Annotated in this window: 21 protein-coding genes; 11 read left to right on the forward strand and 10 right to left on the reverse strand. The window is 69.0% G+C overall.

Annotated features, from left to right (window positions below):
* Positions 1-51: 51 nt before the first annotated feature.
* On the reverse strand, positions 52-699 hold the full coding sequence (locus tag ACZ50Q_RS10890; protein ID WP_076522034.1) for a TetR/AcrR family transcriptional regulator: 648 nt from the start codon (positions 697-699) through the stop codon (positions 52-54).
* A 161-nt stretch (positions 700-860) separates the two neighbouring features.
* Between ACZ50Q_RS10890 and ACZ50Q_RS10895 the strand changes: the two genes are divergently transcribed.
* Both ACZ50Q_RS10895 and ACZ50Q_RS10900 read left to right on the forward strand, forming a co-directional pair.
* Complete coding sequence (locus tag ACZ50Q_RS10895) at positions 861-2,072, forward strand: Tm-1-like ATP-binding domain-containing protein (RefSeq protein WP_464081501.1); 1,212 nt, start codon at positions 861-863, stop codon at positions 2,070-2,072.
* An 11-nt stretch (positions 2,073-2,083) separates the two neighbouring features.
* Positions 2,084-2,914 carry a phosphoenolpyruvate hydrolase family protein gene (locus ACZ50Q_RS10900; RefSeq protein ID WP_092580147.1) on the forward strand — a complete coding sequence of 277 codons (831 nt, stop codon included), beginning with the start codon at positions 2,084-2,086 and terminating at the stop codon, positions 2,912-2,914.
* Between the two features lie 61 nt (positions 2,915-2,975).
* Here ACZ50Q_RS10900 and ACZ50Q_RS10905 read toward each other — a convergent pair whose 3' ends face one another.
* Positions 2,976-3,941, reverse strand: a complete 966-nt coding sequence (locus tag ACZ50Q_RS10905; RefSeq protein WP_464081502.1) for a LysR family transcriptional regulator — start codon at positions 3,939-3,941, stop codon at positions 2,976-2,978.
* An 89-nt stretch (positions 3,942-4,030) separates the two neighbouring features.
* Here ACZ50Q_RS10905 and ACZ50Q_RS10910 point away from each other — a divergent pair, with 89 nt between their 5' ends.
* Positions 4,031-5,488: an N-acyl-D-amino-acid deacylase family protein gene (locus ACZ50Q_RS10910; protein WP_464081503.1), complete on the forward strand. Its 1,458-nt coding sequence runs from the start codon at positions 4,031-4,033 to the stop codon at positions 5,486-5,488.
* A gap of 29 nt (positions 5,489-5,517) precedes the next feature.
* Positions 5,518-6,477, forward strand: a complete 960-nt coding sequence (locus ACZ50Q_RS10915) for a tripartite tricarboxylate transporter substrate binding protein BugE (RefSeq protein ID WP_464081504.1) — start codon at positions 5,518-5,520, stop codon at positions 6,475-6,477.
* Positions 6,478-6,571: 94 nt separating this feature from the next.
* Here ACZ50Q_RS10915 and ACZ50Q_RS10920 read toward each other — a convergent pair whose 3' ends face one another.
* From ACZ50Q_RS10920 to ACZ50Q_RS10940, 5 genes are read right to left on the reverse strand one after another with little or no spacing between them, the layout of a single operon-like run.
* Positions 6,572-7,948 (reverse strand): sulfite reductase subunit alpha, encoded by a 1,377-nt coding sequence (locus ACZ50Q_RS10920; RefSeq protein ID WP_464081505.1) that lies wholly within the window; start codon positions 7,946-7,948, stop codon positions 6,572-6,574.
* Positions 7,949-7,954: 6 nt separating this feature from the next.
* On the reverse strand, positions 7,955-8,983 hold the full coding sequence (locus ACZ50Q_RS10925; protein ID WP_464081506.1) for an FAD:protein FMN transferase: 1,029 nt from the start codon (positions 8,981-8,983) through the stop codon (positions 7,955-7,957).
* A 15-nt stretch (positions 8,984-8,998) separates the two neighbouring features.
* Positions 8,999-9,799, reverse strand: a complete 801-nt coding sequence (locus tag ACZ50Q_RS10930) for a DUF4198 domain-containing protein (protein WP_092580157.1) — start codon at positions 9,797-9,799, stop codon at positions 8,999-9,001.
* A gap of 47 nt (positions 9,800-9,846) precedes the next feature.
* Positions 9,847-10,362 (reverse strand): DUF2271 domain-containing protein, encoded by a 516-nt coding sequence (locus tag ACZ50Q_RS10935; RefSeq protein ID WP_464081507.1) that lies wholly within the window; start codon positions 10,360-10,362, stop codon positions 9,847-9,849.
* A gap of 27 nt (positions 10,363-10,389) precedes the next feature.
* A complete protein-coding gene (locus tag ACZ50Q_RS10940) occupies positions 10,390-11,016 on the reverse strand; it encodes a PepSY-associated TM helix domain-containing protein (protein WP_464081508.1) in 627 nt (208 codons plus the stop codon).
* 217 nt (positions 11,017-11,233) lie between these two features.
* Between ACZ50Q_RS10940 and ACZ50Q_RS10945 the strand changes: the two genes are divergently transcribed.
* Both ACZ50Q_RS10945 and crcB read left to right on the forward strand, forming a co-directional pair.
* Positions 11,234-11,788 (forward strand): HdeD family acid-resistance protein, encoded by a 555-nt coding sequence (locus ACZ50Q_RS10945; RefSeq protein ID WP_076520293.1) that lies wholly within the window; start codon positions 11,234-11,236, stop codon positions 11,786-11,788.
* 5 nt (positions 11,789-11,793) lie between these two features.
* On the forward strand, positions 11,794-12,186 hold the full coding sequence (crcB, locus tag ACZ50Q_RS10950) for a fluoride efflux transporter CrcB (protein ID WP_464081509.1): 393 nt from the start codon (positions 11,794-11,796) through the stop codon (positions 12,184-12,186).
* Between the two features lie 10 nt (positions 12,187-12,196).
* Here crcB and ACZ50Q_RS10955 read toward each other — a convergent pair whose 3' ends face one another.
* The 3 genes from ACZ50Q_RS10955 to ACZ50Q_RS10965 form a co-directional block, all read right to left on the reverse strand.
* A complete protein-coding gene (locus ACZ50Q_RS10955) occupies positions 12,197-12,985 on the reverse strand; it encodes a GntR family transcriptional regulator (protein ID WP_464081510.1) in 789 nt (262 codons plus the stop codon).
* Between the two features lie 25 nt (positions 12,986-13,010).
* On the reverse strand, positions 13,011-13,976 hold the full coding sequence (locus tag ACZ50Q_RS10960; RefSeq protein ID WP_464081511.1) for a tripartite tricarboxylate transporter substrate binding protein: 966 nt from the start codon (positions 13,974-13,976) through the stop codon (positions 13,011-13,013).
* A gap of 80 nt (positions 13,977-14,056) precedes the next feature.
* Complete coding sequence (locus ACZ50Q_RS10965) at positions 14,057-14,938, reverse strand: LysR family transcriptional regulator (RefSeq protein ID WP_464081512.1); 882 nt, start codon at positions 14,936-14,938, stop codon at positions 14,057-14,059.
* Between the two features lie 85 nt (positions 14,939-15,023).
* Here ACZ50Q_RS10965 and ACZ50Q_RS10970 point away from each other — a divergent pair, with 85 nt between their 5' ends.
* From ACZ50Q_RS10970 to ACZ50Q_RS10990, 5 genes are all read left to right on the forward strand, one after another.
* Complete coding sequence (locus ACZ50Q_RS10970; protein ID WP_464081513.1) at positions 15,024-15,869, forward strand: HpcH/HpaI aldolase/citrate lyase family protein; 846 nt, start codon at positions 15,024-15,026, stop codon at positions 15,867-15,869.
* Between the two features lie 92 nt (positions 15,870-15,961).
* Complete coding sequence (locus ACZ50Q_RS10975; protein WP_464081514.1) at positions 15,962-17,191, forward strand: CaiB/BaiF CoA transferase family protein; 1,230 nt, start codon at positions 15,962-15,964, stop codon at positions 17,189-17,191.
* Between the two features lie 52 nt (positions 17,192-17,243).
* Positions 17,244-18,248: a cyclase family protein gene (locus ACZ50Q_RS10980; RefSeq protein WP_464081515.1), complete on the forward strand. Its 1,005-nt coding sequence runs from the start codon at positions 17,244-17,246 to the stop codon at positions 18,246-18,248.
* Positions 18,249-18,321: 73 nt separating this feature from the next.
* Positions 18,322-19,308, forward strand: coding sequence for a tripartite tricarboxylate transporter substrate binding protein (locus tag ACZ50Q_RS10985; protein ID WP_464081516.1), 987 nt, complete (start codon positions 18,322-18,324; stop codon positions 19,306-19,308).
* 78 nt (positions 19,309-19,386) lie between these two features.
* Positions 19,387-19,842, forward strand: coding sequence for a carboxymuconolactone decarboxylase family protein (locus ACZ50Q_RS10990; protein WP_076520300.1), 456 nt, complete (start codon positions 19,387-19,389; stop codon positions 19,840-19,842).
* Positions 19,843-19,858 lie beyond the last annotated feature (16 nt).

Consider the following 19,858-nt stretch of genomic DNA (forward strand, 5'->3'; position numbering starts at 1 on the left):
ACTATGCAGACGGGCAATGACGGGGGAATGACAGCGCAGCGCGCCGGGCAACTATTTCTTTTTCGGCGCGGCCTCGGCCAGGGCCTGCTTGATGATGGCGTTGGCGGTCCAGCGGACCACGTCGGTGACCTCGGGCAGATCGAGCTTCCAGATGTCCTTGAGCACCAGGAACACTTCGGTGCCGTAGACCAGCGACAGCGCCTGCGCCACGCGGTCCTGTTGCGCCGGCGTGAGGTCGGCGGCCAGTGGCGCGATGGCGCGCTTCAGGATGTCGACGCGGTGGCCGCGCACCAGCCTGGGTTCGGCGCCGCCCTTGCCGGCGCTGGCCTGCGCGTGCTGCTGCAAGGAAACCAGGATGGCGGCGCGCAGCGGGGCCTCGTGGGCTTCCAGTCGGGGATAGGCAAAGCGCAGCAGTTCATCGACGCGCGCGGCGGCGTCGGGCGCATCGGAGTCCCACGCCAGGATGGGGCCCAGGCTTTCGTCGACCACGGCGGCGATCAGCGCGCTCTGGCTGGGAAAGTAGCGGTACGCCGTGGCCCGCGACACCTGCGCGTGTTCGGCCAGTTCCGCGACCGAGGGCGTGACGCCCTGCGCCATCAATCGATGGGCGGCGTCGAGCAGCGTCTTGCGCATGCGGGCGCGCGGCCCGTGCGGCGGTTCGCCGCTGGCCGCCGCCTGCGGGCTGGCGGGGGCGATCAGCCGTGTGCCGGCGGCCGGGGCGGGCGCCTTTTCGGCGGGTGTTCGGGTTTGACGTGAGACAGGCGTCTCAGTATGATTCTTTCGTCTCATTTCTGTATTCTACGGGCCTTTGGCCTCACATATCGAGGCGCGCACGCAGTGTAGCCGCCCGCGGAGGAGTCATGACGCATACCAGGCAGCGGGTGTTTGTCGCCGCAACCTACGACACCAAGGGCCAAGAGGCCGAGTACGTGGTGGACCTGCTTCGGCGCGAGGGGCTGGACGTGGTGTCGGTGGACGTGTCGACCTCGGCCGCGCCCAGCGCGGCGCAGGTGTCGGCGCAGGAGGTGGCCCGGAGCCACCCCGAGGGCGCCGGCGCGGTCTTCACCGGCGACCGCGGCACCGCCATTGCGGCGATGGCCCTGGCGTTCGAGCGCTACACGGCCAATAACCCGGAAATCGGCGCCTTGCTGGGCCTGGGCGGCTCGGGCGGCACCGCGCTCATCACGCCCGCCATGCGGGCGCTGCCCATCGGCACGCCCAAGGTCATGGTGTCCACGATGGCCTCGGGCAACGTGGCCCCTTATGTGGGCCCGTCGGACATCGCCATGATGTACTCCGTGACCGACGTGGCGGGGCTGAACCGCATTTCGCGCCGCGTCCTGGCCAATGCGGCCGGCGCGATCGGCGGCGCGTTCCGCCAGGCCCAGGCCGCTCCCGACCACGATGACCGGCCCGCGGTGGGCGTCACCATGTTCGGCGTCACCACCGCCTGCGTGCAGCAGGTTGCGCCGCTGCTGGAATCGCGCTTTGACTGCCTGGTCTTTCACGCCACGGGCACGGGCGGCCAGTCCATGGAAAAGCTGCTGGACAGCCGCCTGCTGGCCGGCGTGCTGGACCTGACCACCACCGAAGTCTGCGACTTCCTGTTCGGCGGCGTGCTGGCCTGTACCGACGACCGCTTCGGCGCGGTGGCGCGCACCGGCGCGCCCTATGTCGGGTCGTGCGGCGCGCTGGACATGGTGAACTTCGGCGCGATGGACACCGTGCCCGAGCGCTATCGCGGCCGGCAGTTCTATCCCCACAATCCGCAGGTCACGCTGATGCGCACGACCATCGAGGAAAACGCCCGCCAGGGCGAATGGATCGCCGACCGGCTGAACCGCTGCGACGGGCCGGTGCGCTTTTTGATCCCCGAGGGCGGCGTGTCCGCGCTGGATGCGCCAGGCCAGGCGTTCTGGGACCCGGAGGCCGACGCCGCGCTGTTCGCCGCGCTGGAGGCCAATCTGCGGCAGACGGCCGACCGCCGGCTGATCCGCGTGCCCTGCCATATCAACGACCCGCTGTTCGCCAGAACGGCGGTCGACCACTTTCTTGAAATTGCCGCACATTGAGGATTGCCGCCATGCCGCGTTTTGACCGTCACGAACTGCTGGACACGTTCCGCGCCATGGTGCGCGCCCGCACGCCCATAGTGGGCGGGGGCGCGGGCACCGGGCTGTCGGCCAAGTGCGAGGAAGCGGGCGGCATCGACCTCATCGTGATCTACAACTCGGGCCGCTACCGCATGGCGGGCCGCGGTTCGCTGGCGGGCCTGCTGGCCTACGGCAATGCGAACGAGATCGTCGTGGACATGGGCCGCGAAGTCCTGCCGGTGGTCAAGAAGACGCCGGTGCTGGCCGGCGTGAACGGCACCGACCCCTTCTGCGACTTCGACGTGTTCCTGGACGACCTGAAGCGGCAGGGCTTTGCCGGGGTGCAGAACTTTCCCACGGTGGGGCTCATCGACGGCAATTTCCGCGCCAATCTGGAAGAGACGGGCATGGGCTACGCGCTGGAAGTCGACATGATCCGGCTGGCGCACCAGAAGGACATGCTGACGACGCCTTACGTCTTCAATGAGGACGACGCCGTGGCCATGGCCCAGGCCGGCGCGGACATCATCGTCGCGCACATGGGCCTGACCACCGGCGGGTCCATCGGCGCGGAGACGGCCCTGACCCTGGACGACTGCGTGCGCGCGATCGACCGCATCGCCGACGCGGCGCTGGCGGTGCGCCCGGACATCATCGTGCTGTGCCACGGCGGCCCGATCGCCACGCCGGCCGATGCCGTCCACGTGCTGCGCGCGTGCAGGCATTGCCACGGCTTCTACGGCGCCAGCTCCATGGAGCGCCTGCCGACCGAGCAGGCGCTGACCGCCGCCACGCGCGAATTCAAGAGCCTGACCTTCTGACCCTGTCGCCGCAGTGCCTGTTCGCGCGACACCGATCTGCACGGTGGTGACGCCCGCACACCTAGTGCTTCGGCCGCGCAGCGGGCAGGCGGCGGCAGCCTGCGGGCAGTTGGGCCGTGCGCAGGTAGTCGTGGATGGATGCGATCAATGCCTGTGCGGCCGGGCTCAACGGATATTCCTTGTTGCGAATGATGCATAGCGTGCGCACCACCGTGGGCCGCGCCAGCAGCGCGTAGGCCAGGCCCGGCTCCATCACACGTTGCGCGGCCAGCGCCGGCAGCACGGCCACGCCCATGCCAGCCTTGACCAGCGCCGCTTGCGACGTCGTGCTCGACGCTTCATAGAACGGCGTCGCCGCCTCGATCGGCAAATCGGCGCGGGCGCGCAGCAGCGCCATGATGCCCGTTTCATCCACCACGCCCACCAGCTTGCGCCCGGTCAGGTCGGACCAGCGCATGGCGCCGTCACGTCCTCGGCGCAGGGTGGCGTCGTCCTGCCGGTAGAGCACACCGAAGCGGTCTTCCAGCAGGGCGTCGAATTGCAGGCCGGGGGCGTCGGCCCAGCGGCTGGTCAGGCCGAAATCGACCTCGCGCGCAGCCACCTTGCGTTGGATGCGGCCGGAGTTGTCGTCGCTGAGATAAAGCCGAACCGCCGGATAGTGCGCCGCGAACACAGCGGCAGCCGGCGCGATGAGCTGCGTGATGGCCGACGGTGCGGCCGCCACGCCAACCCGTCCGCGTTCCAGCGCGCCAAAGCGCACCACGTCCTCGATCACGCCGTCAAAATCCGCCAGCAGCCGCATGACGCGCGGCAGGAATTCCTCGCCGGCCGGCGTCAGCAGCACGCGCCGGCTGGTGCGGGCAAAGAGCTGGGTGCTCAGCCCGTCTTCAAGCTGGCGCACCAGGCTGGTGACCGACGATTGCGTCTGGAACAGGCGCTTGGCGGCATGCGTGAAGCTGGATTCCTGGGCCACCGCCACAAAGGCGGTCAGGTGCTTCAAGGTGACGTGCTTGGGCAGGCGATACATTTCAAAACGCGATAGATGGATCAATAAAAACAATTTTTCCAGATTGATCCCGCGGACGATACTAGGGCCTTCATCAAGGCAGGAACACCATGCAGGGGACTTTGGATCTGATCATCGAAGGCGGCTGGCTCATCGACGGGCTGGGCGGCCCGCGGCGGCGCGCCGACGTGGGCGTGGCGGGCGAACGCATCGCGGCCATCGGCGACCTGTCAGCCGTGGCCGCGGTCAGGCGCGTGAACGCGGCCGGCAAGATCGTGGCGCCCGGCTTCATTGACGTGCACGGCCACGACGATCTGATGTTCGTGGAAAAGCCGGATCTGGCCTGGAAGACCAGCCAGGGCATCACCTCGGTCGTGGTGGGCAATTGCGGCGTGAGCGGCGCGCCCGCGCCGCTGGCGGGCAACACCGCCGCCGCGTTGGCGCTGCTGGGCCAGACGCCGCTCTTTGCCAGCATGGCGGCCTATTTCGATGAACTGCGCGAGCGCCAGCCGGTGATCAACGTGGCGGCGCTGGTAGGCCACGCGAACCTGCGCCTGGCGGTGATGCGCGATCCGACGGCCCAACCCTGCGCCGAGGAACAGGAGGCCATGCAGCGCATGCTGGCCGAGGCGCTGGACGCCGGCGCGGTGGGCTTCAGCACGGGCCTGGCTTACCAGCCCGGCGGCGTGGCAAAGCCGCCGGAACTCGAGGGCCTGGCCCGCGTGGCGGCGGCGCGCGGCGCGATGCACACCAGCCATATCCGCAACGAAGGCGACAACGTCGAGGCGGCCGTCGACGAGGTGCTTGCCATTGGCCGCGCCACCGGCTGCGCCACCGTGCTGTCGCATCACAAATGCATGATGCCGCGCAACTGGGGCAAGAGCGCCGCCACGCTGGCCAACGTCGACCGCGCCCGCGCCGAAGGCGTGGACGTGGCGCTGGACATCTATCCCTATCCGGGCAGCTCCACCATCCTGATCCCGGAACGCGCCGAGACGATCGACGACATCCGCATCACATGGTCCACGCCGCATCCCGAGTGCAATGGCGAGTACCTGAGCGACATCGCGGCCCGCTGGGGCTGCGACAAGACCACGGCGGCCGAGCGGCTGTGCCCGGCGGGTGCCATCTACTTCGCCATGGACGAGAACGAAGTGCGCCGCATCTTCCAGCACGAGTGCTGCATGGTGGGCTCCGACGGGCTGCCCAACGACGCGCATCCGCATCCCCGGTTGTGGGGCAGCTTCACGCGGGTGCTGGGCCGCTATGTGCGCGAAGCCCGGCTCGTGACCCTGGAGGCGGCGGTGGCCAAGATGACGGCCTTGCCCGCGCGCGTCTTCGGACTGGCGGACCGCGGCCAGATCAGCGTGGGCGCGTGGGCCGACATCGTGGTGTTCGATGCCGACACGGTCGTAGATCGCGCCACCTGGGAAGCGCCGACGCTGGCTTCGGCCGGCGTGGAACACGTGCTGGTCAATGGCACGCCCGTATTCCCGGCCGCCGCGGACATGCCGCGACCCGGCAGGATCCTTCGCCGCGTCGGGGACGCGGCGCCACCCCTTCGATAACAACAGCAATTTCCAGGAGATCCACCATCATGTTCCGCAAGACTTTCGCCGCCCTGGCGCTGGCCGCCGCGCTGCCGGCCGCCCACGCCGCCTTTCCCGACCGGCCCATCACCCTGATCGTGCCGTTCCCGGCGGGCGGTCCCACCGACATCGTCGGCCGTGTGGCCGCCGCCAAAGCGGGCGAGATCCTGGGCCAGCAGATCGTGGTGGAGAACCGCACGGGCGCTTCGGGCACGATCGGCATGACGGCCACCGCCCGCGCCAAGCCGGACGGCTACACCGTGGGCCTGGCCACCGTCAGCACGCACGGCACGGCGCCGCACCTGTTCCCCAACCTGGCCTACGACCCGGTCAAGGATTTCACACCCATCAGCAACCTGGTGACCAGCCCCAACATTCTCAGCGTGAACCCCGGCTTTCCGGCCAAGACGCTGGCCGAGTTCGTGACCTACGTGCGCGCCAATCCCGGCAAGGACGGGTACGCGAACGCTGGCGCGGGCGGCGTGAACGACCTGGGCATGATCTGGTTTCTGCAGATCATCGGCGGCAAGATGAACAGCATTTCGTATCGCGGCTCGGCGCCCGCGCTGACCGATACGGTGGGCGGCGTGGTGCCGGTGATCTTCGACAACTTCCCGTCGTCGCTGCCCTACGTCAGGAGCAATCACCTGAAGGCGCTGGCGATCACCGGCACAGCGCGCAATCCGCGCCTGCCGGACGTGCCGACCTTCGCTGAACAGGGCTACAAGGATTACGACGTGACGGCCTGGTACGGCGTGGTGGGTCCGGCCGACATGCCGGCCGATGTGCGAGACAAGCTGGCGGACGCCTTCGCGCGCGCCGTGCGCGATCCGGCCACTGCGGCCAAGATGGAAGAGACGGGCGCTTTCCCGCTGGGCAACACGCCGGCGCAGTTCGGCGAGCAGCTCCGCACCGAACGCGACCGATGGAAGGCGGTGATCGAGAAGGCGCAGATCAAGCTGCAGTGATCCCCGCGGCGGCGGCCATGCGGCATTGATCCGGCCGGATCGATCCATCTGCCCGCGCCGGCGCGCCCGTGCGCCGCGTCGCGGGCATGTTCTTTCAGTACACGTCGCGCCGATAGCGGCCGGCTTGCTGCAGGTCCTGCAGACGCTGGGCGCCCAGGATGTCCTGCAGGGCATCGTCCACGCCGCCCGCCATGCCTTGCAGGCTGCCGCACACATACACGGCGGCGCCCGCGTCCACCCAGGCACGCACGGCGTGCGCCTGTTCTCGCAGGCAATCCTGCACGTAGCGGCGCTCGGCCTGGTCGCGCGAAAAGACGGTGTCCACGCGTTCCAGCGTGCCGTCTTGCCGCCACCGTGCGATGTCCTCGCCGCAGAACGCGTCGCAGGCGGCATTGCGTTCGCCAAAGATCAGCCAGTTACGGCGATGGCCGGCGGCGCGGCGCGCCTTGATCAGGGCGCGCAGGCCGGCAAGGCCGGTGCCGTTGCCGACCAGGATCATCGGGCGGTCGTCCGCGGGCGCGTGGAAATTGCGGTTGGCGCGCACGCGCAGGGCGATCTCGTCGCCGGGCTGCGCGATGTGCGTGAGCCAGCCGCTGCCCAGGCCCAGCGCGCCGTCCGGGCCGCGCATCTGGCGCACCAGGAGCTGGATGCCGCCATCTTCGGGCAGCGAGGCGATGGAGTATTCGCGATGCGCCTGCAAGGCGCCGCCGCGTTCCCGCCGGGGGCCGATCTCGGCGATGTCGCCGGCCTGCCACGGGCGCGAGCCTTCGGCAGGCGGCGTCAGTGTGATCAGGAGGCAGGGGCCGCCCTGGCTGCCGGGATTCAGCAGGGTCCTGTCCGCCAGCCGCCAGGATTCGTAGACCGGCGCCTCCCAGTCGGGCAGGTCGCTGCGGCCGGCCAGCAGGCCCAGGTGGTGCTGCCAATGGCGCAGCGCGGCCGGGTCGCCGTTGTCGACCTCGACCAGATCGAAGAGCGGCACCGCGCCTTGCGCGTGCAGCCAGTGGTCCAGATGACGGCCGAAACCGCAGAAGTGCGCGTATTCGCTGTCGCCCAGCGCCAGCACCGCGTACTGCGCGCCCGCCAGCAAGGCGCCGGCGGGGATCTGCTGCATCTGCCCGGCAAAGGCCGCCGCCGCATCCGGGGGATCGCCTTCGCCGTAGGTGCTGACGACGAACAGCATGCGCCGGTAGTCGGCGAGGCGCGCGGCGTCGATCTGGTCCAGCGCGGCGACGCGCACCGTCAGGCCGCCGGCCCGCAGGGATTGCGCGGTCTGCGCGGCCAGGGCTTCGGCGTAGCCGGTCTGGCTGGCGTAGGCCACCAGCAGCGCGTCTGCGGGGGCGGGCGCGTCCAAGGCCTGCTGCGCGCGTGCATGCTGCGCCTGCTGCAGCCGCGCACGGCGCCAGGCCCACAGGCACAGCAGCGCCCAGGTCAGCACCACGCACGCCGCCGCGATCAATCGGGGTTGGGACATAAGGGGTCAGCGCGCGAGCGCCAGGGTTTCGAACGGCGGCGTGGCGACCACGCGCCAGGCGTCGCGCTCGCGCACGATGAACAGCGCCGCGAGCGCGTGGCGGCGGGCATAGGCCAGCCCCTCGGTCTCGCCCAGCACCGTCAGCGCGGTGGCCAGCGCGTCGGCCTGCATGCAGACCGGATGCAGCACCGTGACCGACGCCAGGGCATTGCGCACGGGGTGGCCGGTGCGCGGATCGATCGTGTGGGCGTAGCGCGCATCGCCGTCGCCGGCATGGCGCCGGTAGTCGCCCGACGTGGCGATGCTGCAGTCGGCCAGCGGCAGGGCCAGGGCGTGGGCGTCGCTGGCGTCGGGAACCTCGATGGCCACGCGCCAGGGCTGTCTGTCCGGGCGCTTGCCGCGGGCGCGCAGTTCGCCGCCCACTTCGACGAGGTAGTCCGCGATGCCCAGCGCATCGAGGGCCATCGCGGCGCGGTCCACGCCGTAGCCCTTGGCGATGGAAGACAGGTCCAGGTAAGTGCCGCCGGCCTGGTAGGCGGCCTGGCGGTCTTCGTCCAGCCGCACGCGCCGCCAGCCGCAGCGGTCGCGGGCGGCCTGGATGGCGGCGGCGGAGGGCGGTTCATGCGCGCGCTGGTGCGGCCCGAAGCCCCAGGCGTTGACCAGCGGACCCACCGTGGGATCGTAGGCGCCGCCGCAGTCCTCGGCCAGCCGCAGCGCGTGGCGCAGCACATGGAAGAAACCGTCCGGAAGCGCCTGCCAGCCGGGCCCGGCGCGGTTGTAGCGCGTGATGTCCGAGTCCGCTTCCCAGGTGCTCATCTGCGTGACCACCTCGTCGACCGCGGCCTGGATGGCAAGCCGCGCCGTCGTTTCGGCGACGCCGGCCGGCAAGGCCATGCGCGCGGACCAGGTCGTGCCCATGGTCGCGCCGGCCAGCGCGGCGGCCTGCGCGGCCGGGCGCGCGGGCATGGCGCCATAGGCGACGCGCACGGCCGGGGCGGCCGCGCCGCGCGGGGCGTAGGAAGGGGATGTGGCCACGCGTGCGCCTGCGGTTTAGGGTTGCAGCACTTCCACGGTGCCGGCGTACGACAGGCGGCGTTTCTTGGCCTGCGGCACGCTGACCTTGGCGTCTTCCATGCCGGCTTCGATCCAGTACAGGCCGGGCTGCGGCCACTTCACCGAAAACTTGCCGTCCTTGTCGGTCTTGAGCGCGATCTCGCCGACCTTGTCGCGATAGCGGCTGCCGCCGGGCACGACGTTTACCTCCAGGTCCGCGGCGGGCTTGCCGTCCAGCAGCATCTGGAACGTGGCGGCTTCGTCGGTGAACAGGTCGTTCGGGTGCGTCACGGGCGCCAGCTCCAGGCCGCGGCCCACGGGCTTGACGGCCGACGGCTTGCCGGCCGTCACGAAGGTCTCGACCCGGCCCAGGCTCTGCGAGATTTCCAGTTCGTCCGCCTTGGCGGGCACGGCCTGCGCCAGGCCTTCGGCCTTGCCGAAGTAGCGCTTGTTCTTGCCGTCTTCCTTCCAGCGGGCGAACACGCCGTCGTTGACCACGGCCACGCGGTAGGTGCCGCTCTGCTTGAGCTGCAGGTCGAACGTGCTGCGCAGCTTGCCGCGGTTGACGTTCTCGGCCTCGGCGGCGGAGCCGTCCGGCGCGGTCACGGTCAGGCCGTCCAGGCGCAGCGGGGCGTGGTTGAAGTAGAACTTGTCGTTGCCGACGGCGGCATCCACGGTGATCCAGCTATCGGCGCCCGACAGCACCGTCGAGGACGGCACCATCCAGACGTCATGCGCATGGGCGGCGAAGGGCAGGCTCAGCGCGAGGGCGGCGGCCAGTTTGGCGGCGGATTTCATCGTTGCGTTCCTAGAGGACTGAATGACTGAAGGACTGAAGGACGTGATCAGGGTTTGAGGTCGAGCGCGACCGCGCCCAGTTCGTGTTCGCCGCGCGCCGTCAATTGCTCGGCCTTTTGCGGCGGCCACTGGAAGGGGATGCGCAGCAGCTCGCGGCCGCCGACTTCGCGCGCCGCTTCCACCACCACGGCGTACTGCCCGGGCTTGAGCTGCGACAGCGGCTTGCTGGCCGCGTCAAAGGACAGCGCGTGCTTGCCCACGGGCTTGGTCGCGCCGCTGACGCCGTCCACCGGGAACTGCTGGTTGCGTCCGCTGCGGCGCCACCACTGGCGCATGTCCTTGAGCCATTCGGTGCCTTCGTTGTTCTTCTTGGCCACGTCATACCAGACGGCCAGGTCGGTGGCGACGCTCTGGTCGGGGTTCTCGATCCAGATCGCCACGTAGGGGCGGTGGTATTCGGCCACGTCCAGGCGCGGCACCTCGATGGACAGGCCGATGTCGGCCGCATGGGCCGTCCGGGCGATCAGGCCGGCCAAGAGGGCCGGCAACAGCAGCTTGCGCATGGAAATCTCCAGGGCGTATCGATGGAATCAATGGATGAACAGCAGGGCCAGCACCAGCGGAATCACCAGGCCCAGCCCTACCATGGGCCAGGTCGCGCTGCGGTTGCCGGCGTGCATCTTGAGCAGCACCAGTCCGGTCAGCGAAAACACCAGACAGGCGACGGCGAACACGTCCAGGAACCAGCGCCAGGCCAGGCCCGTGTTGCGGCCCTTGTGCAGGTCGTTCAGGTAGGAAATCCAGCCGCGGTCGGTGCGCTCGTATTCCACGTCGCCGCTGGCGCGGTCGATGGACAGCCAGGCGTCGCCGCCCGCGCGGGGCAGGGAAAGATAGACCTCGTCGGGCGACCACTCGGCGGATTTTCCGGCGGTGGAAGCGTCCAGCGCCTCGTCCAGCCACTCGGCCACGGGCGCGGGCAGGGGCGCCTGCTTTTGCGCGGGCGCCGCGGCAAGCTGGTTCAGGATGGCGTCAGGCAGGCGGGCCTGGCGGCTGGTCACCACGGCCTTCGATTCGATGTGCGAGGCGTTGTTCAGGGTCAGGCCCGTCACGGCGAACAACAGCATCCCCAGCAGACAGAGCGCAGAGCTGATCCAGTGCCACTGATGCAGTGTCTTGAGCCAGTAGGCGCGGCGGCGAGGAACGGATTGGGTGTCCATGGGAAATCGGTCTGGAAGCGGCGGATTCTAGCATTTAATGAGAATTACTCTTAAAAAAGCCGGGCCGCCGCGCGCGCGGAAATTTCAATCGATTTCGGCTCTGAACGACGGCCTGGCGCGGCGCCGCGCCGCATGCGGCGCCGCGCCGCATGCGGCGTGCGCCCGCATCCTTTCCGGGGCTAAGATAGGCCACCCTTTGCAAACACCGGAGGTCGTCATGCTGCAACAGCAAGTGGTGGATCAGATCGGTCGTCATTGGGGATGGGTGGCGCTTCGCGGCGTCGTCGCCATCCTGTTCGGTTTCATGGCCATGTTCATGCCGGCCATCACCTTGTCGGCGCTGGTGCTGGTGTGGGGCGCGTTTGCGCTGGTGGATGGCGTGCTGGCGCTGATCGCGGGGTTTCGCATCCGCGACAACGGCAAGCCGCTTTGGGCGCTGATCGTCGTGGGCCTGCTGGGCGTGGCGGCGGGCATCGTCACCTTCCTGTGGCCCGGGCTCACCGCGCTGATCCTGCTCTACATCATCGCCGTCTGGGCCGTGGTGGCGGGCGTGTTCCAGATCATCGCCGCCGTGCGCTTTCGCAAGGCCATCCGCAACGAATGGCTGCTTGGCCTGGCGGGGCTGGTGTCGGTCGCCTTCGGCGCCATGCTCATCATGCAGCCCGGCGCGGGGGCGCTGGCGCTGGTGTGGGTGATTGGCATCTACGCCGTTTTTTTCGGCATACTCCTGCTGGTCTTTTCCCTGCGTCTCAAACAACACGGCGCCACCTGATGTCGATGTCTGCCTATCAAACGCTGGTACCCCTGAATTTCCTGGCCGTGGGCCTGGGCGCGATGCTGGGCGCCTGGTCCCGCTGGCTGCTCGGCCTTTGGCTCAACGTCGGCTCCTGGCCCTGGGGCACGCTGGCGGTGAATCTGGTGGGCGGCTATCTGATCGGGGTGGCGCTGGCCCTCGTGGCCGGTCATCCCGAATGGCCCGCCTGGGTGCGGCTGGGGGCGATCACGGGGTTCCTGGGCGGACTGACCACGTTCTCCACCTTCTCGGCGGAAACCGTGGCGATGCTGGAACGCGGCGCCTACGCCAGCGCGGTGGGGTATGCCGGCTTCAGCCTGGCCGGCTCGCTGGCGCTGACGGCGGCGGGCCTGGCCACCGTCAGTCTGCTGCGCTAGGCGCCGCTGCTCACTTCTCGTCCTCGGGCGCCGGGGACGCCGCGGGCAGCCAGGTGGGCTGGCCGGGCATGTCGTGTGCCTGCATGTCCATGCGGTATTCGTAGCGGTCGGGGCGGTAGCGGGCGTGCAGCCATTCGACCGGCCGCCCGGATTCGTCGCGCACCACGCGATGCAGACTGAGCAGGGCCGATCCCACCGGCACGTCCAGCAGCTCGGCCACGCCGGGCTCGGCCAGCACGGCCGACATCGATTGCTCGGCACGCGCCACGCGCACGCCCAGATCGCGGAAGATGGCCAGCAGTGGCTTGGAACCGAGATCCTCGCGGCGGATGCGCCGTCCGATGTCGTCCGGCACGAACGTGGTCAGGCAGGAAAACGGCTGCCCTTCGTGGCTGCGCACCCGCACGGCGCGCTGCACGGGGGCGCCCACCGCCAGCTCCAGCCGCGCCGCCACCTGCGGCGTGGCGGGCGTGGTCTCCAGTTCCAGCAGCCGCACCTGGGTGTGCATCCCCATGCGGGCCAGATGCGCCATGAGGGCGTCGATTCCCGCGCCATGCTGCGCGGCGGGAAACTGCGCGGGCTTGGCGGCGAACGTGCCGCGCCCCTGGCGGCGCTCGATCAGCCCGTCGGCCGCCAGCGCATCCAGCGAGCGTCTGATCGTCAGGCGCGACACGCCGTATTCGGCCGCCAGCGCGTTCTCGCCCGGCATGGCCCTGTCCGGGGCGAACCCGCCGGCCTCCAGCCGTTGCTTGAGCAGCAGATAGACCTTGTGATAAAGCGGCAATGGGCTGTCGGACACGGCTTGGGGGCTCCTGGAAGCAAGGTCAGTCGGCCGTCGCGCCGGTGAATTTGACGATCTCGGCATAGCGTTCGATGTCCTGCCGCACGAAAGCGCCCAGTTCTTCCGGACTGCTGCTCACCGCGCTGGCGGCCTCGCGTTCAAGAAGCTGGCGAAATGCGGGGGTGTCGACCGCCTTGCGCGCCGCGGCATTGAGCGCCGCCAGTTTATCGGCCGGCAGCTTGGCCGGCCCGAAGAGCGCGAACCACGCATTCGATTCAAAGCCCTTGATCGTGTCGCCAATCGGCGGCACGCCGGGGAACTGGGGCAGCGCCTGCGGGCTGCTCACGCCCAGCGCCCGCAGCGCGCCGCTCTTGATGTGCGGCAGGGCATTGAGCGAACTGGCGAACATCATGTCCACCTGGCCGCCCAGCAGGTCGGTGATGGCGGGCGCCGTGCCCTTGTACGGCACGTTCAGGATATCCAGGCCCGCCATCATCTTCATGCGCTCGCCAGCCATGTGCAGCGAGGACCCGATGGCGCCCAGCGCCATGGTGTGCTTGCCGGGGCTGGCCTTCACCAGCGACACGAACTCCGGCATGGTGCGGGCCGGGAAGTCCTTGCGCACGACCAGGACGCTGGGCACGTTGGCCAGCATGCTGATGGGCGTGAAATCCGCCACGGGATCGAACGGCAGGTTGCGGTACAGCGTGGCGTTGATGGAAAAGCTGGTGAAGGTGACCAGCAGCGTGTTGCCGTCGGGATTGCTCTTGGCGACGTAGTCGGCGGCAATGTTGCCGCCCGCGCCGGGCTTGTTTTCCACTACCACTGGCCGCTTCAAGTCCACCGCCATGTGCTGGGCGATGCTGCGCGCCACGGTGTCGGTGGTGCCGCCCGGGGGCGCGCCCACGACCAGCCTGATGGCGTCGCCCTGCGCGAGGGCGGGGGTAAGGGGCATGGCCAGCGCAGCCAGCAGCGCGCAGCCCGCGGCGATCCGAAGTCGTCCCGACATGGTTGTCTCCTGATATGTTGTATTGAGGACAATACAAGTATAGGGAAGCCGGGCAAAAGGCGATACGCCAGCGGCGCAACTTACCGGGCCGCCGCGGCGTACTGCGCCATGGCGATGTCGCGGAACGCCTGGATCAGGGCCAGCCGCGGCGATCCCCGGGACCAGATCAGGCCGAAGCGGCGCGGCTCGCAATGCACGGGCAGCGGCAAAGCCAGCAGGCCCAGCCGTTCAATCGCGCCGGTGGTCGACCTGGGCAGGATCGCCACGCCCAGGTCGCGGCTCACCATCACGGCAATGGATTCGATCGCGTTCAGTTCAAAGCGGTCGTGCGGCGTGATGCCGACGCGCCGCAGATAGTCCTCGACGTGGCGTCCGCTCCAGTCGCTGCGCCGATAGCGGATGAAGGGCTCGCCGGTCAGCAGGCTGTGCGCGTCGCGGCCGGCATGGCGCTGCGCCGCCGCCAGCACGTAGGCTTCCTCGCGCAGCAGTTGCCAGCCCAGGCTCTTGGACAGGGGGTAGGGGGCTTCAAGCGCGATGGCCGCATCCAGTTCCCCGCTTTCGATGGCCGGATAGAAGCGCGCCGAATGCCCGGGCTGGATTTCCACGCTGATGAGCGGATGCCGCCGCACCAGGTGTTCCAGGATGGCGGGCACCATGGAGTTGAGCGCCGTGCTGCCCGCGCCCAGCCGCAGTTCTCCCATCATTTCGTCGGATCGGGCCAGATGCCGGATCTTTTCGATCCTCTCCAGGACCTCGCGCATGGGGCCGATCAGTTCGGTGGCCTTGGCGGTCAGGTGCACCGTGCGCCCGGCCCGCGCGACCAGGGGTACGCCCAGTTCCTGCTCCAGCTTGCGCACCTGCTGGGCCACCGCGCCGTGCGTGAGGCCCAGCCGGCGGGCAGCCTGCGCCATGGAGCCGTATTGGGCGACCGCGGCCAGCGTGTTCAGAAAGTCTGTGTTCATGATGATAGAGATTCTATCTTCTTATCGTATGGCGGCTTTCCCCTGGGACGCCTGCTCCGCGACACAATGCGCCCAGGAGACATCAATGAGAAGCAAGCTTTTTGTTCCGGCATCGCGCCCGGAACTGTTCGATAAAGCCATGGCCAGCGAGGCCGATGCGTTGTCCTTCGATCTGGAGGACGCCGTCGCGCCGGCGCGCAAGCAAGCGGCGCGCGAGGCGCTGGCCGCCTGGCTCGCCTCGCCCGCCTTCGAGGCTGGGCAGGCACGACATGCCAAGAAAATTATCGTCCGCGTGAACGCCGACGACTCGCCCCACTTTGCCGGCGATCTGCAGGCCCTGGGCGGACTGCCCATCGACATGATCAATCTGCCCAAGGTCGAGCACGCCGCCGCGCTGCGGGCGTCGGTGGATCAGGCCATCGCGGCGGGCTTTGCGGGTGAATTCCTGGTCACGGTCGAAACGCCGCGCGCGCTCGTCCGGGCGGCCGAGCTGGCCGAGGCGCATCCGCGGGTGGCCGGCCTGCAATTGGGGCTGGCCGACCTGTTCGAGCCGCTCGGCGTCGACCGCTACCAGCCCGAGACGCTGCGGGCGGTGATGCTGTCGCTGCGCCTGGGCGCGGGTTGCGCGGGCAAGTACGCGATGGACGCCGCCTATGCCCGCGTGGGCGATGCCGAAGGCTTTCGCGCCGAGGCGCGGCTGGCGCGCTCGCTCGGTTTTCTGGGCAAATCCTGCGTGCATCCCAGCCAGATCGCCATTGCCAACGAGGTGTTCGGCTTTGACGCCGACGAGGTGGAGCAGGCGCGGCGGATCGTGGCCGCCAGCCGCCGGCACGAGGGCGTGGGCGCCTTTCTGCTGGACGGAAAGATGATCGATGCCCCCTTCGTGCGCCGTGCCGAGGACGTGCTGCGCGCGGTCGGCGCGGCAGCCTGAAACGCGCGGGCTCTGGCGCTGCTTTGCGCGTCAACGGCGCGCCGCAACTGCGCGCCTCAACGTCCCGCCCCAATCAAGTTCAAGTGAATGCCATGATGGAACACGACACCCCACCGCATCTGCCGCTCGCCGGCATCAAAGTTCTGGACCTGAGCGCCTACATCGCAGGGCCGTACGGCTGCGCGCTGCTGGGCGACATGGGCGCGGAAGTGATCAAGGTGGAGCCGCCCGAAGGCGACAACCTGCGCAAGTATCCCTCCACGCTGGCGGCTGAAAGCCGCGCCTTCCTGGGCATCAACCGCAACAAGCAGGGTATCTGCCTGAACCTGAAAGACGCGGCCGGGTACGAGGTGCTCGTGCGCCTGGCGCGCGAGGCCGACGTGCTGGTCCACAATTTCAGGCCCGGCGTGCCGGAGCGGCTGAAGATCGACTTTGCCACGCTCTCGGCCATCAATCCGCGCCTGGTCTACTGCGCCATGACGGGCTATGGGGCGGCGGGGCCGATGGCGCGCCACGCCGGCTACGACCAGGTGCTGCAATCCATGACCGGGATGTGCGCCGCGCAGGCCAAGGCCGATGGACCGCCCGAAGTGCTTTACGGGTCGGTCGTCGACTACTACGGCGCCTCGCTGATCTCCAATAGCGTGTCGGCCGCGCTGTACCGGCGCGAGAAGACCGGACGGGGCCAGGCCATCGAGGTGTCGCTGCTGGGCAGCGCCCTTGCGATGCAGTCGGCGCGGCTGGTGTGGGCCGACGGCGAGCCGCGCCACATCGAGCGGGACATGCGCTCGGGCGGCATCACCGGCATTCATCCGACCCGCGAGGGGCACCTGTACCTGTCCGCGAATACGCCGCACTTCTGGCGCGCCCTGTGCGGCCATCTGGATCTGCCCGAACTGGCCGACCATCCCGATTACGACACCGTGAAAAAGCGCGCGGCCCAGGCGGCCGTGCTGGTGCCGATGGTGCGGCAGGCGCTGGCGCGCGCGTCGGCGCGCGAGTGGGCGGAGCGTTTCGGACAGAGCGTGCCGTGCGCGGAAGTAATGCGCGTCGAGGACATGTTCGACCATCCGCAGGTGCTGGCGATGGGACATCTGCGTCCTTACCGCAGCACGCAGGCCGGCGGGTATCTGGGGCTGGCGCAGTGGGCCCGGTTCGACGCGGGCGACGGCGAGCCGTCATCCGGCGGCGGGCAGGACGTGGCGGCCGCGCCTGGCCGGGGCGCGCCGGGCTTGGGCGAACATAGTCGAGAAATACTGTCCACGCTGGGATACACCGCGGATGAAATCGCACAACTGCTGCAATCGGCCGTGGTGCAATAGCCCGCAACAATAAGTAAAGCAATCGTCCGAGCCGGACGAGGAGACAAGAACCATGCGTCAAGCGCAACGATACGTTCAGCGGCCAGAGGGCTCGAACTGGGGAGATTTCGGGCAAGACGACCAGCTCGGCACGCTCAATTACCTGGACCGCCAGGCGCGCCTTGCGGCCGTGGCCGAGATTCGGGAGGGCATTTCGTTTTCCCTGAGTCTGCCGCTGACGGTGCCGCGCGCGCCCGTGCTCAACCCGCGCCGCAAGGGCCCGGTCATCCAGCCCGCCCAGAAGAATGGCGTCCCGGTTTACCGCTATTGCCTGGGGCGCGACGTACCCGGCGCCACCGACGTGGTGAGCGACGACGCCGTCACGCTGTCGCCGCAGTATTCGACGCAATGGGACGCGCTGGGCCACGTCGGCGCGATGGTCGACGTGCTGGGCGCCGGGCAGGCGCAACCGACGGGCTACAACGGCTTCACGGTCAGCGAGGCGCAGGCGGAAAACTTCGCCGGCACGCGCGACCTGTCGATTGAACCGATGGCACGCCACGGCATCCAGGGGCGCGGCGTCATGGTGGACCTGCGGGCCCGCTACGGCGATGCGCAGCGCAAGGTCTCCTACCGCGACCTGATGGACACGATGCAAGCCGACGGCGTGCAGGTCCGGCCCGGCGATGTGCTGTGCCTGCACACGGGGCTGGCCGATCTGGCGCTGACGCTGGGCGACGACGAGCAGGAGTTGCTCAAGACCCGCTGCTGCGTGCTGGACGGCGCCGACCCCGAACTGCTCGCGTGGATCACGCGCAGCCGCATCGCGGCCATCGCGGCCGACAACCATGCGGTCGAATTGCGCAATCACCACCTGCAGGGCGCCAGCGGGCCGTTGCTGCCCCTGCACGAACACTGCCTGTTCAAGCTGGGGCTGCCGCTGGGCGAGCTCTGGCATCTGACCCCGCTGGCGCAATGGCTGCGCCAGCACCACCGACACGCTTTTTTCCTGACCGCGGCGCCAATGTACGTGCCGGGGCTGGTGGGCGCGCCGGTCAACCCCATCGCGACCGTCTGAATCCTGCGGACGGATCGCGTCACGATCCCTGATCGACCTGAACATCCCCACAGGGGAGACGAGAGGAGCACACATGAAGAAAACCCGTCACGCGGCCGTTGCCGCACTGCGTCCGCTGGCCGCCGCCATCGCCCTGGCCGGCGCGTTTGGCGCGGCCCATGCGGCCGGCTATCCCGACCAGCCCATCACCTTGGTGGTGCCCTATTCGGCGGGCGGTGGCGCCGACAACGCCGCCCGCATCATTGCGCAGGGCATGGGCGAAGTCGCCGGCCAGAGCGTCGTGATCGAAAACAAGGGCGGGGCCAGCGGCGCCATCGGCGCGGCCTATGTGGCGCGCGCCAAGCCGGATGGCTACACGGTGCTCTACGATGCCTCGGCCTTTTCGATCAACCCCGCGCTGCGCAAACTGCCGTACGACGCGAACAAGGACTTCATCCCGGTATCGCAGGCCGTCAGCGTGCCCAACATCCTGGTGGCCGCGCCGGGTTCGCCGTTCAACAACCTGCCTGACTTCATCAAGGCCGCGCGCGCCAACCCGGGCAAGTACACCTACGCGTCGTACGGTCCGGGCAGCCTGGCCCAGATGGCGGGCGAACTGCTCAAGAAGGATGCCGGCGTGGACATCGTGCACGTCCCCTACAAGGGCGGCGCGCCCGCCATCGTCGACGTGATGGGCGGCCAGGTCGACGTCTACTTCGCCAACGCGGCCTCCAGCCTGAACTATGTCAGCGGCGGCAAGCTGAAGGCGCTTGCCGTCTCGTCGGGCAAGCGCATGCCGGAACTGCCCAACGTCGCGACGGTGGGCGAGGGCGGCATCAAGAATTTCGACGTCGTTGAATGGAACGGCTTCTTCCTGCCGGCTGGCACCAGCCCGGAGGTGGTCGCCAAACTGCAGGACCTGGTGCAGAAGGCGCTTGCGCGTCCGGACACCCGCGAGAAGCTCTCCAAGCTGGGTCTGACGCCCGTGGGCAGCAGCGCGGCGGATTTCGCAAAGTTCGTGTCCTCTGAACAGCAGCGCTGGGCGGAAGTCGTGAAAACCAATAGCATCACGGTGAACTGATCTTCCGGCGGGCAGCGGGGGCGGGCTTGGCGGCCCGCCTTCGCGCCCGCCTGGCCCCGTCGAAAGGAGATGCCTCGGATGAGCCGCAAAGACGATTTTGAGCGTGGCCTGGCCAACCGCCGCGCCGTGCTGGGCGATGAATGGGTCCAGCGTTCGCTGGACCGCGCAACCGTGTTTACCGCGGACTACCAGAACATGATCACGCGCTACGCGTGGCACGACATCTGGAGCCGCCCCGGCTTGCCCCACAAGGCAAGGCGGATGATGGTGCTGGCGGTGACCCTGTCGCTGGGCCGCTGGGAAGAGTTCGAGCTGCACGTGCGCGCCGCGCTCACGGCGCCGGACGAATCGCGCCTGACTCCCGATGAACTCAAGGAAGTGCTGCTGCAGAACGCCATCTATGCAGGCGTGCCGGCGGCCAACACCGCCTTCAATCTGGCCCAGGCCATTTTGCGCGAGGTGGCGGCGCAGATCGGCTACGAGCTGGCTCCCGCGGATCCGCGCCAGGCCGATCTGTTCGCCGGACAGGACTGATCCTGTCTGGCGCGCG

This window comes from Achromobacter sp. T5-5, from assembly GCF_055397965.1.

Coding starts and splice junctions, on each gene's coding strand:
- ACZ50Q_RS10910 (WP_464081503.1), top strand. CDS start 4,031: ATGCAGGGGACTTTGGATCTGATCATCGAAGGCGGCTGGCTCATCGAC.
- ACZ50Q_RS10895 (WP_464081501.1), top strand. CDS start 861: ATGACGCATACCAGGCAGCGGGTGTTTGTCGCCGCAACCTACGACACC.
- ACZ50Q_RS10900 (WP_092580147.1), top strand. CDS start 2,084: ATGCCGCGTTTTGACCGTCACGAACTGCTGGACACGTTCCGCGCCATG.
- ACZ50Q_RS10930 (WP_092580157.1), bottom strand. CDS start 9,799: ATGAAATCCGCCGCCAAACTGGCCGCCGCCCTCGCGCTGAGCCTGCCC.
- ACZ50Q_RS10990 (WP_076520300.1), top strand. CDS start 19,387: ATGAGCCGCAAAGACGATTTTGAGCGTGGCCTGGCCAACCGCCGCGCC.
- ACZ50Q_RS10980 (WP_464081515.1), top strand. CDS start 17,244: ATGCGTCAAGCGCAACGATACGTTCAGCGGCCAGAGGGCTCGAACTGG.
- ACZ50Q_RS10960 (WP_464081511.1), bottom strand. CDS start 13,976: ATGTCGGGACGACTTCGGATCGCCGCGGGCTGCGCGCTGCTGGCTGCG.
- ACZ50Q_RS10915 (WP_464081504.1), top strand. CDS start 5,518: ATGTTCCGCAAGACTTTCGCCGCCCTGGCGCTGGCCGCCGCGCTGCCG.
- ACZ50Q_RS10935 (WP_464081507.1), bottom strand. CDS start 10,362: ATGCGCAAGCTGCTGTTGCCGGCCCTCTTGGCCGGCCTGATCGCCCGG.
- ACZ50Q_RS10975 (WP_464081514.1), top strand. CDS start 15,962: ATGATGGAACACGACACCCCACCGCATCTGCCGCTCGCCGGCATCAAA.
- ACZ50Q_RS10905 (WP_464081502.1), bottom strand. CDS start 3,941: ATGTATCGCCTGCCCAAGCACGTCACCTTGAAGCACCTGACCGCCTTT.
- ACZ50Q_RS10965 (WP_464081512.1), bottom strand. CDS start 14,938: ATGAACACAGACTTTCTGAACACGCTGGCCGCGGTCGCCCAATACGGC.
- ACZ50Q_RS10985 (WP_464081516.1), top strand. CDS start 18,322: ATGAAGAAAACCCGTCACGCGGCCGTTGCCGCACTGCGTCCGCTGGCC.
- crcB (WP_464081509.1), top strand. CDS start 11,794: ATGTCTGCCTATCAAACGCTGGTACCCCTGAATTTCCTGGCCGTGGGC.
- ACZ50Q_RS10920 (WP_464081505.1), bottom strand. CDS start 7,948: ATGTCCCAACCCCGATTGATCGCGGCGGCGTGCGTGGTGCTGACCTGG.
- ACZ50Q_RS10940 (WP_464081508.1), bottom strand. CDS start 11,016: ATGGACACCCAATCCGTTCCTCGCCGCCGCGCCTACTGGCTCAAGACA.
- ACZ50Q_RS10945 (WP_076520293.1), top strand. CDS start 11,234: ATGCTGCAACAGCAAGTGGTGGATCAGATCGGTCGTCATTGGGGATGG.
- ACZ50Q_RS10970 (WP_464081513.1), top strand. CDS start 15,024: ATGAGAAGCAAGCTTTTTGTTCCGGCATCGCGCCCGGAACTGTTCGAT.